The following is an 11,982-nucleotide window of genomic DNA, read 5'->3' as shown; positions in this document are numbered from 1 at the left end:
ACTACGTCAGCTTTATCTGCAACCTCAAAGCAGTGCTTTGAGCAACCTGCGGCTAGCTTCCTAGTTTGCACTTTGATTTTCGTTGAGTATTAGCGCAACTGATTCTTGTCAGAATCACAAATTTACATTTGAAACGTTAAAATTTAAATTTAGAATGAGGTTTTACTTCATGGAAAATGTTGTTGTACATATTATCTCACATAGTCACTGGGACCGTGAGTGGTACTTGCCTTTTGAAAGTCACCGTATGCAGTTGGTGGAATTGTTTGACAATCTCTTCGATCTCTTTGAAAATGACCCTGAGTTCAAGAGCTTCCACTTGGATGGTCAAACCATTGTCCTTGATGACTACTTGCAAATTCGCCCTGAAAATCGTGACAAAGTTCAACGCTACATTGACGAAGGAAAATTGAAAATTGGTCCCTTTTACATTTTGCAGGATGATTACTTGATTTCAAGTGAAGCCAATGTCCGCAATACCTTGATTGGTCAAGCAGAATGTGCAAAATGGGGCAAATCAACCCAGATTGGTTACTTCCCAGATACCTTTGGAAATATGGGACAAGCGCCTCAAATTCTTCAAAAATCAGGCATTCACGTGGCAGCCTTTGGTCGTGGTGTGAAGCCGATTGGATTTGACAACCAAGTCCTCGAAGATGAGCAGTTTACTTCCCAGTTTTCAGAAATGTACTGGCAGGGTGCGGACGGAAGTCGTGTCCTCGGTATCCTCTTTGCCAACTGGTACAGTAATGGGAATGAAATTCCAGTTGATAAAGACGAGGTCTTGACCTTCTGGAAACAAAAACTGGCAGACGTGCGTGCCTACGCTTCGACCAACCAGTGGTTGATGATGAACGGCTGTGACCACCAGCCTGTCCAGAAAAATCTGAGCGAAGCCATTCGTGTGGCAAATGAACTCTTCCCAGATGTAACCTTTGTTCATAGTTCTTTTGATGAATATGTCCAAGCCGTGGAAAGTGCCCTACCAGAGCAATTATCAACGGTTACAGGTGAGTTGACCAGTCAGGAAACAGACGGCTGGTACACACTTGCCAATACTTCTTCATCTCGTATTTATCTCAAACAATCCTTCCAAGAAAATAGCAACCTCCTAGAGCAAGTTGTAGAACCCTTGACAATTATCACTGGGGGTCATAACCACAAGGACCAGTTGACCTATGCTTGGAAAACTCTTTTGCAAAATGCGCCCCATGATAGTATCTGTGGCTGTAGTGTGGACGAAGTTCACCGTGAGATGGAGACACGTTTTGCCAAGGTCAATCAAGTCGGAACCTTTGTTAAGACCAATCTTCTCAACGAGTGGAAGGGCAAAATTGCTACGTCTAAGGCTCAAAGTGATTATCTCTTTACTGCCATTAACACAGGTTTGCATGATAAGGTTGATACTGTCAGCACAGTGATTGATGTTGCGACTTGTGATTTCAAGGAATTGCACCCAACAGAAGGCTACAAGAAGATGTCTGCTCTTACCTTGCCAAGCTATCGTGTGGAGGATTTGGATGGGCGTCCTGTAGAGGCTAAAATCGAGGATCTTGGGGCTAATTTTGAGTACGATTTACCAAAAGATAAGTTCCGCCAAGCTCGTATCGCTCGACAAGTGCGCGTGACCATCCCAGTTCACCTAGCGCCACTTTCTTGGACAACTTTCCAATTGCTGGAAGGAGAGCAAGAACACCGTGAGGGTATTTACAAAAACGGATTGATTGATACGCCATTTATAAGGGTGAGTGTGGATGACAATATCACAGTTTATGACAAGACAACTCACGAAGCCTATGAAGATTTTATCCGTTTTGAGGACCGTGGTGACATCGGAAACGAGTATATCTATTTCCAACCAAAAGGAACAGAGCCTATCTATGCAGAGCTTAAGGGCTACGAGGTCTTGGAAAACACAGCTCGCTATGCTAAAATTTTGCTCAAACATGAATTGACTGTGCCTGTCAGTGCGGATGAAAAACTAGAAGAAGAGCAAAAAGGCATCATCGAGTTTATGAAGCGTGATGCTGGACGTTCAGAAGAATTGACAAGCATTCCTCTTGAAACTGAGTTGACTGTCTTTATTGACAATCCACAAATCCGCTTCAAGACTCGCTTTACTAACACTGCCAAGGATCACCGTATCCGTCTCTTGGTCAAGACTCATAACACGCGTCCAAGCAATGATTCTGAAAGCATCTATGAGGTGGTGACACGACCAAACAAACCAGCTGCTTCATGGGAAAATCCTGAAAATCCTCAACACCAACAAGCCTTTGTTAGTCTGTATGACGATGAAAAAGGTGTGACTGTATCCAACAAGGGATTGAATGAATACGAAATCCTTGGAGACGACACCATTGCAGTGACTATTTTGCGTGCATCAGGTGAGCTAGGTGACTGGGGCTACTTCCCAACACCAGAAGCACAATGCTTGCGTGAATTTGAAGTCGAGTTTGCGCTTGAGTGCCACCAAGCCCAAGAACGCTTCTCAGCTTATCGTCGAGCTAAGGCCTTGCAGACACCGTTTGCCAGCCTTCAGCTTGCTAGACAGGAAGGGAGCGTGGCAGCGACTGGTAGCCTCTTGAGCCATTCTGTTCTCAGCATACCGCAAATCTGTCCAACAGCCTTTAAGGTAGCTGAAAATGAAGAAGGATATGTACTCCGTTACTACAATATGAGTCAAGAAAATGTGCGTGTACCAGAAAGTCAACATCTCTTCCTTGACCTACTTGAACGACCATACCCAGTTCATAGAGGCTTCATTTCACCACAAGAAATTCGTACAGAATTGATTAAAAAAGAAGAAATTTAATTTCAAAAAGTAAACATAAAAAGAAAGGAGGGGCGAAAAGGTAAGAACTAACTGCTGATTCGCCCCTTTTTATGGTAAAAACAATGACCATTGCAACAATTGATATCGGAGGGACTGGAATTAAGTTTGCTAGTCTGACTCCTGATGGGAAAATATTAGATAAGACAAGCATTCCAACGCCTGAAAGTTTGGAGGATTTATTAGCTTGGCTAGACCAGCGCTTGTCAGAGCAGGATTACAGTGGGATTGCTATGAGTGTTCCAGGTGCGGTCAATCAAGAGACAGGTGTGATTGATGGCTTCAGTGCGGTGCCCTACATCCATGGCTTTTCTTGGTATGAGGCGCTTAGCTCTTATCAGCTACCTGTCCATTTAGAAAATGATGCCAACTGCGTTGGACTCAGTGAACTACTAGCTCATCCAGAGCTTGAAAATGCAGCCTGTGTCGTGATTGGGACAGGGATTGGCGGAGCCATGATTATCAATGGTAGACTTCATCGAGGTCGCCACGGTCTGGGTGGAGAATTTGGCTATATGACAACCCTTGCCCCTGCTGAAAAGCTCAACAACTGGTCGCAACTAGCGTCAACTGGCAATATGGTGCGATACGTGATTGAAAAATCTGGTCAGACTGACTGGGACGGTCGCAAGATTTATCAAGAGGCTGCAGCAGGAAATGCCCTTTGTCAAGAAGCCATTGAGCGCATGAATCGTAATCTGGCGCAAGGATTGCTCAATATCCAGTATCTCATCGACCCAGATGTCATCAGTCTGGGAGGTTCTATCAGTCAAAATCCAGATTTTATCCAAGGTGTCAAGGAAACTGTTGAAGACTTTGTCGAAACCTACGAAGAATACACGGTCGCACCCGTCATCCAAGCCTGCACCTATCATGCAGATGCTAATCTCTACGGTGCCCTTGTCAACTGGTTACAGGAGGAAAAGCAATGGTAAGATTTACAGGGCTTAGTCCCAAACAAACTCAGGCAATCGACTTGCTAACAAAACATATCTCTTTACCAGATGTGGAAGTATCTGTCACTCAGTCTGACCAAGCCTCCATCTCTATCAAGGGTGAGGATGGTCACTATCAATTGACCTACCGCAAACCTCACCAACTTTATCGTGCCTTGTCCTTGTTGGTAACAGCTCTAGCAGAAGGTGATAAAGTAGAGATTGAAGAACAAGCAGCTTATGAAGATTTAGCCTACATGGCAGACTGTTCTCGAAATGCGGTGCTGAATGTGGCTTCTGCCAAGCAGATGGTTGAGGTCTTGGCTCTCATGGGCTACTCAACCTTTGAGCTCTACATGGAAGATACCTACCAGATTGAAGGACAGCCTTACTTTGGTTATTTCCGTGGGGCTTATTCGGCTGAGGAGTTGCAGGAAATAGAAGCCTACGCCCAGCAGTTTGATATGACCTTTGTGCCTTGTATCCAGACCTTGGCCCACTTGTCAGCCTTCGTTAAATGGGGTGTCAAAGAAGTGCAGGAGCTCCGTGATGTGGAGGATATCCTCCTTATCGGCGAAGAAAAGGTTTATGACCTGATTGATGGCATGTTTGCCACTCTGTCTAAGCTACAAACACGTAAGGTCAATATCGGGATGGACGAAGCCCACTTGGTTGGTTTGGGACGCTACTTGATTTTGAATGGTGTGGTAGATCGTAGTCTCCTTATGTGCCAACACTTGGAGCGCGTGCTGGATATTGCTGACAAATATGGTTTCCACTGTCAGATGTGGAGCGATATGTTCTTCAAACTTATGTCAGCAGATGGCCAGTACGACCGTGATGTGGAAATTCCAGAGGAAACGCGTGTCTACCTAGACCGTCTCAAAGACCGAGTGACCTTGGTTTACTGGGACTATTATCAGGATAGCGAGGAAAAATACAATCGCAATTTCCGCAACCACCACAAGATTAGCCATGATCTTGCCTTCGCAGGAGGTGCTTGGAAGTGGATTGGATTTACACCTCACAACCATTTTAGCCGTCTAGTAGCTATTGAGGCTAATAAAGCCTGCCGTGCCAATCAGATTAAAGAAGTCATCGTAACTGGTTGGGGAGACAATGGTGGTGAAACTGCCCAGTTTTCTATTCTCCCAAGCTTGCAAATTTGGGCCGAACTAAGCTATCGCAATGACCTAGACCGTTTGTCTGCTCACTTTCAGACCAATACTGGTCTATCGGTTGAAGATTTTATGCAGATTGACCTTGCCAACCTCTTGTCAGACCTGCCAGATAATCTCAGTGGTATCAATCCTAACCGCTATGTCTTTTATCAGGATGTCCTCTGTCCGATCCTTGACCGACACATGACACCTGAACAGGACAAACCACACTTTGCTCAGGCAGCTGAGACCCTTGCTGAAATCAAAGAAAAAGCTGGTGCTTACTCTTACCTCTTTGAAACTCAGGCTCAGTTGAATGCTATTTTAAGTAGCAAAGTGGATGTGGGACGACGCATTCGTCAGGCTTACCAAGTGGGCGATAAAGAAAGTCTACAAGAAATCGCAAGGCAAGAATTACCAGAACTCAGAAGCCAAATTGAGCACTTCCATGCCCTCTTTAGCCACCAATGGCTGAAAGAAAACAAGGTCTTTGGTTTGGATACGGTTGACATCCGTATGGGCGGACTCTTGCAACGCATCAAACGAGCAGAAAGCCGTATCAAGGCTTATTTGGCTGGCCAGCTTGACCGCATCGACGAACTAGAAGTGGAAATCCTGCCATTTAACGACTTCTACGCAGACAAGGGCTTCGCAGCCACAACAGCCAACCAGTGGCATACCATTGCGACAGCTTCGACCATTTATACAACTTAAAAACAAGAACACCTTGCTTGGCGCAGGGTGTTTCGCGTGAAACAGAAGAATTATCTAGTTTCAAATGCCACAGTTAGACAAACTTATAATAAAATAGCAGAAAGGGAATGTTTCCTAAGAGCAATTCTATCGATGAGCAATTGGAGGTATTGTGGTACACTTAAAATTAGTAAAACAAGAAATAGAAGCTGAAAAGCCAGCATCTGTAGAAACCTGGGTCATTTTCGTCAAATTTTAAAAAGGTTGCTACCGACATATACAAATTCCAAAAACAAAAACGTTAGCAGAACTAGAAGATGTGATTTTATGGAGTTTTGATTTTGCAAATGATCATGCTCATGCATTTTTCATGGATAATGTTGCGTGGAGTCATGCAGATTCTTACTTTCTTAGCTTTGTTAGTGACGATGTTGAAGAACGTTACACAGAAAATGTCTATCTGGATATCCTAAGTGTCAAACAAAAATTTAAGTTTATTTTCGACTTCGGTGATGAATGGCGTTTTGAATGCCAAGTGCTGAGAGAAATCGAGGCGGAAGACGAAGAAGCTTATCTCGTACGTTCGGTTGGAACGCCGCCAGAACAATATCCAGATTATGATGGTTTTGACTATGAAGAATGGTAAAATTGATTGTTAAACAATCTAAAAAACAATTGGAATCAGTCTGTGTAGGCTTAGTATTTCAAGTGTTTTTTTGTGATGGTTTCAGATAAGAGAGTTTTTTAATACTCAATGAAAATCAAAGAGCAAACTAGGAAGTTAGCTGTAGGTTGCTCAAAACACTGTTTTGAGGTTTCAGGTGGAAGCTGAGGAGGTTTGAAGAGATTTTCGAAGAGTATAAATTTGTTGAGGGTGTAGCTAATACGTATCAAGTCTGGTAGATTGAGAAAACTTGACAAAAAATTAGATAGTGCTAGAATAACATTAACGAAAGACATTTGAGGGCAGAAAGGTTCCTGCCACACCTTGCAAAAAGGTATCTGAGATGCTGGGTACACCGACCAGCCAAGGGTCCGTTATTTCAAGGGAGGGGCTTAAATGCTCTTTTTTATTTAAAAATTTCAAAATAGATTACACTCACCGCAGGCTTAGGCTTGCGTTTTTTTGTTTGACAAAATTAAAAAAATGTGTAAGAATAAGTAGAATTGAAAACAGGAAAACTCACCTCCTTTCGATTCGTCTAGCCTTTTCGTGAGGCAATGAGGGGGCGGAGAGACGCGCTCGTCAACAGAAGTATCTCATTGGAAATGTTGCTCACTTTTTAGTGAGCTTTTTATCTAGGGAATAGAAATGAAAAGCAAAAAGTTAAAATTAGGTCAAATTGATTTAAAAATGTGCAAGGATTACGACCTTATTCAAGCGATGGACTATGACTTTAAGACGAAGGAAGTAATGAATAAAGGAAGGGGATTTGCGGTAACTGTTGTCAAAATACAGGGGCTAACTTTCTTGATTCCATTTAGAAGTTACATTCCTAAAAAGTATCAATTGAAGTATAAGCTTCGAAATTCAGCAAAAGAAGGGTATGTTGAAGGATTAGATATTGGTAAAACCTTGATTTTAGAAGATGAAAGTTATTTGCTAAATACTACTTTTCGACTTCGAAAAATCGAAGATTATTATAAAGTAATGGACAATGATAGAGCTATAATTAATAAGTTGATAAAAGCTATTATAGACTATAACGGTGCTTTAGAAATGAACGATAGAAACAAACTTGAAGATCCTAAACGCTTTAAATTCTCGACATTCCAGAATTATTCTACTAGATTAAGAGTCATAACAGAAAAAGACTATTTAGAATAGATAATGTTTCCGCAGGCTTGTGTTTTTTTATAGTAGATTGAAATAAGATTTGAACAAATTGATTAGGAAAGTCAAATTAATTTATAGAAATGTTTTAGTAGTCGTAGTTACTGTTCTAGTTCCAATCCACTCTATTCTTCAAAAAAAGCGTTTTCTTGAAGAATAGAAAAAGTCCGTGAGTAATCACGGTTTTCTGCCCCAAACTTGCCCCAAAAGTTTTTTGAAGTGATTTTTATTTAACGTAAAATAAAAATACTGACTTTATAGGCTTTTTATTTGGATAAAATCCGATAATTTTGGCATGATAAGGTGAGGTAGTTATTGTCTTAATGCTCAGTTCCGTTCTGGAAATCGCTAGAATTTTTTCAAAAAATCCCGTAATAGTTGAATTATCTAAGCTTTAACAGTATAATCAAGTTAGTAGCTTCATCAGGAAGTTCTATGCTACAATATAGTAGGTGGCACGGCACCACACCACCAATAAAAGAAAAGATTCTATCTGCTGGGTTTTCTTATGAGAAATATAAACCTGGTATTCATAAACAGAGACATCCGAACGATTTGGGTAATGGTATTTACTTTTTTCTACCTTTTGACAAAGATACTGGTAAAACGATTGCTTCTGCTTATGTAGCAAAGTATAAGTCATTTGAACTAAGCAAACCCGGGGTTAGGTCTGAGTTAATTCATGCTAAAATCACCCTAAAATCTATAGATAAGATTTTTATTTTAGATAACCCAAAAAACCAAAGGTTATTAGAGGAATATCGACAAGCGGCATCTATTCAAATTGAACGTGAGATTGCAGGTATTTCAGGTAGCGGAGCCAAAAATAGAGCTACTTTTCTTAACCAAAATCAAGGATTAACTATTGAACTGTTGCTTGATTTAGCGTCTCAGCATGGGAAAAATTATGAAGCCGTGCAGTCTAAAACATATACAGCTATTCCATTTTTACCAGTAATTAACGGAAAGAACGGAGAGGAAATTTGTATCCGTGATTTAAATTGTATGACAAACATTTTATAAATAAGGAGGCTTTTATGAGTTTATTGTCAAACTTTTTAGGAACTGAAGAATTTTCTTTGATGGATTCTCCAATGTTTCAAGAATTAGTTGAAAAGATTAAGGCCAACAAAATTTATTCAGTAAACAATGAATTTGATTATGATTTGAATATATCAGGAAGTCTTAAAAAATATAAAGATGAAATCCATTTTACTTCTCAATTAAATAATCAAAAAGAGTTTTATGATTTGAATTCTATAACTAAAGTAAAGGCAATGCCTGAATATAATATAAAAAACAAGAAGTCATGTTTTTCATATTTACCAATAGATTCTGAAAACTTAATTACAACAAAAGAAAATAGTGAGGTGGCAGCTTAATGTCCTCTTTACAATTTAAAGATTATTTTTTAAATGAAGTATCATACCGAAGAAATCCTAGTTTTGACCAAACAAATAGTACTATTAATTTACATCCTGAATTGTCTGCACAGATTTTAATAAGGAAATCAGAAAACCTTGCTTATGTTAACTTGATAACAAAGCAAGGAGATATAGATTCAGATGATTCTGCTTTTGAGCTTATTGTAGATATTGTTGGAGAATTTTCATTTATATATGACGAGACAGAATTTGATATTGATTTTGAAACTTTTCTTAAAGAGAATGGTTTAGCAATTCTTTGGTCCTATATTCGGCCTATCGTATCTGATATGATTACTCGGGGTAATGAGTTCCCCAACTTCATATTGCCTGTCGTTAACATTAAAAAAATGCTTGAAGACAAAGATTCTATCAAGTTAACATACGAATAAAAACAGTGTATGTATTTTTCAAAGCTCCAATGAAATGCTTTCACATTTAAAAGGTATTCGGAGAACTATAAATCAAAATTGTGATAAAAATAAATAGGACCAAAGAGTTTTGTATGATAGTAGTGCAATTTGAAACTCTAGCTGTTTCTCGAGCTTATCGTTCTTGAACTATAAAATATTTCTAAAAAACTGATAGAATCATATATTTTAATAATATACGAAGAATAACGCTGATTTTTCAAGCGTTTTTTCTTTTAAAACAGCTAGCAGGTGGTGAAGTGAAAAGCTTGACGATCAAGTCAAACAATGTTGGTTTCAGCTTGCCGTATATATGTTGAGGCTGGGTAAAAAACAAATTTCAGGAGAAAATGAAGTCAATATTTCCACGATAAGATACATGATATCAAGCTTAGTTCATAATGTTTGATTTATAAAAAGAAAGAGAGTATAATGAGTTAAACCTACCTAAAGTATGCTCAAATATTTTAGGGGGGGCTTTTTATTTGCCCTTCCATTATATATTAACCGATAATTATCGGAAAAGGAGCAAAATGATATATGTTTTATAAAGGTAATGAAGATAGAGAAAAGCGCTTGCGGTTTTCGATTCGTAAGGTTAGTTTTGGAGCGGCCTCGGTAGCCGTGGCGGCGCTGTATCTCTTTATGGGAAGTGGAGCGGTATCTGCTGAGGAAGCGCAGGCCATACAGTCAAATGAGGAGGTGGCAGCTGATAAGGATTCGGAAATAGAGAAAAAATCAGAGGAACAGCAGCCAACCTACGCTGCTCCTGCTGCAAAGGAACAAGGATCTGCAACCAATACTGAAGCAGGGGATGAAGGCAAGCAAGAAAGTCATCCAGAGACCAAAGAGGAAGAAGCAAGCTCATCTGAAAGAAGCGAACCTATAAGAAAGACTCAATCGGATGAAAACTCTGTAAGTGGGGACTCTAGCTCTCCAAAGTCTACAGAAGGCAGTGAAGTTTCAAAATCTGAAGGTGAAGCTACAAAATCAGAAGAAGCAAGCAGAAAGCCAAAAGTACGTAAAAGACGTGATACAGACTCTGCCCTAACAGCGACTGCAACCGATGACGATTCAGATGCAAATCAGACTTATCAAGCTCCAAGGGATGATGCTGGATTAGATGAGTTACAAAAAAAACTCGAACAATTACCAAGTGAAATTCAAAATAACACAAAGATTAATGATATGGATAAACTGGGAGATGCTGAAGGAGTTCTACCTGGTAAAGTAAAGGAAATTATGGAATTTGGTGGTTGGAGAGGGGTGACAATTAATGGAGAAAGAGGGAAATTTACAATTGCAAGGAAAACTGTAGATGGTGTTTTTCCGCTGGAAACCATTAATGTAACTTTAAATGATACTGTTTGGTTAACTGAGCAGGCGTTTGATAGAGATAGTAATTATGTTCTCCTACTTGCAAAACCTAGAAATAGGCATAATCATTCAGAGAGAGTTTCTGATAATAGTAATTATAAATATAAAGGAGAAGGTTCAGGTATTAGTAAAAATATAGTTGGTTTTAATGGAATTGAAAAGACTTTTGGAGTTTATAATAGTGCTATAGATTCCACAGTTACTATTAAGTTTAAAACAGGATATACTGGTGATGACGAAGGGCATAAGGCTAAATATAAAGTTGAAGTTTTTAGTATAGAAAATGATATGGAGACTAATGTTTATACAGCAATATTTGATCCGTCCAAAACTGTAATGAATGGTAATATGAATGTGATTGCAGCAAGTAATGGTTCAGGGACAAGTACTATTCGTATATCTACTACCCCTAATAATGCCACGTCGGAAAGTAGTGCCCGAGTCGGCTATATAGGAAAAGACGAAGCTGAGAAAAAGATAGCACAAGCAGGGAACCGTCCGAACGGTAGGGCTGGGATGTTTATAAGTAAACCTATTATGTTGGAAAAAGGAGTGAATAAATATAAAGTTAGAATTAGCTTGGCAGAACAAAATAGAGCTGGGGGGAGTTACCAATCGTGGGATGAGAAATATACACTTCCTATTTCTGGAAAAGAATTTAGTATAAGTCAAAGCACAAATCAATTGGCAAAAATCCTTTTGAAAGAGATTTATAGTAAATTAGAGGAAACAAAAGAACGTGATATCACTAATGTGAAGGAAACTAGTAAGAATGATTATTTAAATCAGTTACAAACTATTAAAACATTGATTGATTCTAATAACTTAAAAACTACTACAGAGTATAAGCAAGAATTACAAAGGGTAATTGAGAAAAAAGCTGCATTAGAACTGGAAAGGACAACAGCTGCCTTAAGTGCTGCTTCAAATACGGAAGCCGATGCTACAAAAGCAAGTGCTGCTTACTACAATGAGCAAGACCCTGATAAGAAGCGAGCTTATGACGCCGCTGTTCAAGCTGGTAAAGACGTTTTAGCCAAAGCGAACCCAACGCAAGCTGCGATTGATCAAGCTAAAGCTGCGATTGATCAGGCTAAAGCTGCCTTAACAGGAAGCGAAACGAATACAGCTGCCTTAAGTGCTGCTTCAAATACGGAAGCCGATGCTACAAAAGCAAGTGCTGCTTACTACAATGAGCAAGACCCTGATAAGAAGCGAGCTTATGACGCCGCTGTTCAAGCTGGTAAAGACGTTTTAGCCAAAGCGAACCCAACGCAAGCTGAAGTTGATCAAGCTAAAGCTGCGATTGATCAGGC

At 39.7% G+C, this 11,982-nt stretch carries 9 protein-coding genes; all 9 read left to right on the top strand.

Translation table 11 applies throughout. From position 1 onward, the window contains the following. Window positions 1-169: 169 nt before the first annotated feature. A complete protein-coding gene (locus HT736_RS10470; RefSeq protein ID WP_172931031.1) occupies window positions 170-2,815 on the top strand; it encodes an alpha-mannosidase in 2,646 nt (881 codons plus the stop codon). An 83-nt stretch (window positions 2,816-2,898) separates the two neighbouring features. Beyond that, the gene (locus HT736_RS10465; protein WP_172931030.1) at window positions 2,899-3,768 is read left to right on the top strand and encodes an ROK family protein; all 870 of its coding nucleotides are present in this window, start codon (window positions 2,899-2,901) and stop codon (window positions 3,766-3,768) included. Continuing rightward, a complete protein-coding gene (locus HT736_RS10460; RefSeq protein ID WP_172931029.1) occupies window positions 3,762-5,642 on the top strand; it encodes a beta-N-acetylhexosaminidase in 1,881 nt (626 codons plus the stop codon). The genes HT736_RS10465 and HT736_RS10460 overlap by 7 nt, the downstream gene beginning before the upstream one ends. A gap of 298 nt (window positions 5,643-5,940) precedes the next feature. Next, the gene (locus HT736_RS10455; RefSeq protein WP_345889804.1) at window positions 5,941-6,267 is read left to right on the top strand and encodes a hypothetical protein; all 327 of its coding nucleotides are present in this window, start codon (window positions 5,941-5,943) and stop codon (window positions 6,265-6,267) included. Between the two features lie 666 nt (window positions 6,268-6,933). Next, window positions 6,934-7,449, top strand: a complete 516-nt coding sequence (locus HT736_RS10450) for a hypothetical protein (RefSeq protein WP_023941483.1) — start codon at window positions 6,934-6,936, stop codon at window positions 7,447-7,449. 441 nt (window positions 7,450-7,890) lie between these two features. Then, window positions 7,891-8,478 (top strand): hypothetical protein, encoded by a 588-nt coding sequence (locus HT736_RS10445; protein WP_172931028.1) that lies wholly within the window; start codon window positions 7,891-7,893, stop codon window positions 8,476-8,478. Window positions 8,479-8,492: 14 nt separating this feature from the next. Beyond that, entirely contained in the window at window positions 8,493-8,837 is a 345-nt protein-coding gene (locus tag HT736_RS10440) for a hypothetical protein (protein WP_172931027.1), read from the top strand. After that, the gene (locus HT736_RS10435) at window positions 8,837-9,271 is read left to right on the top strand and encodes a protein-export chaperone SecB (RefSeq protein ID WP_172931026.1); all 435 of its coding nucleotides are present in this window, start codon (window positions 8,837-8,839) and stop codon (window positions 9,269-9,271) included. The genes HT736_RS10440 and HT736_RS10435 overlap by 1 nt, the downstream gene beginning before the upstream one ends. A gap of 558 nt (window positions 9,272-9,829) precedes the next feature. Further along, window positions 9,830-11,982: YSIRK-type signal peptide-containing protein (locus HT736_RS10430; RefSeq protein WP_172931025.1), on the top strand; the 2,153-nt coding region annotated here is incomplete at its 3' end.

It is taken from the genome of Streptococcus sp. 339 (assembly GCF_013277285.1).
Lineage (GTDB): Bacteria > Bacillota > Bacilli > Lactobacillales > Streptococcaceae > Streptococcus > Streptococcus pseudopneumoniae.
This window is presented reverse-complemented; position numbering and strand designations above follow the sequence as displayed.

Bases quoted from the DNA above. Each gene is read 5' to 3' on its own strand.
- HT736_RS10460 (WP_172931029.1), top strand. From the start codon at position 3,762: ATGGTAAGATTTACAGGGCTTAGTCCCAAACAAACTCAGGCAATCGAC.
- HT736_RS10440 (WP_172931027.1), top strand. From the start codon at position 8,493: ATGAGTTTATTGTCAAACTTTTTAGGAACTGAAGAATTTTCTTTGATG.
- HT736_RS10450 (WP_023941483.1), top strand. From the start codon at position 6,934: ATGAAAAGCAAAAAGTTAAAATTAGGTCAAATTGATTTAAAAATGTGC.
- HT736_RS10470 (WP_172931031.1), top strand. From the start codon at position 170: ATGGAAAATGTTGTTGTACATATTATCTCACATAGTCACTGGGACCGT.
- HT736_RS10435 (WP_172931026.1), top strand. From the start codon at position 8,837: ATGTCCTCTTTACAATTTAAAGATTATTTTTTAAATGAAGTATCATAC.
- HT736_RS10465 (WP_172931030.1), top strand. From the start codon at position 2,899: ATGACCATTGCAACAATTGATATCGGAGGGACTGGAATTAAGTTTGCT.
- HT736_RS10445 (WP_172931028.1), top strand. From the start codon at position 7,891: ATGCTACAATATAGTAGGTGGCACGGCACCACACCACCAATAAAAGAA.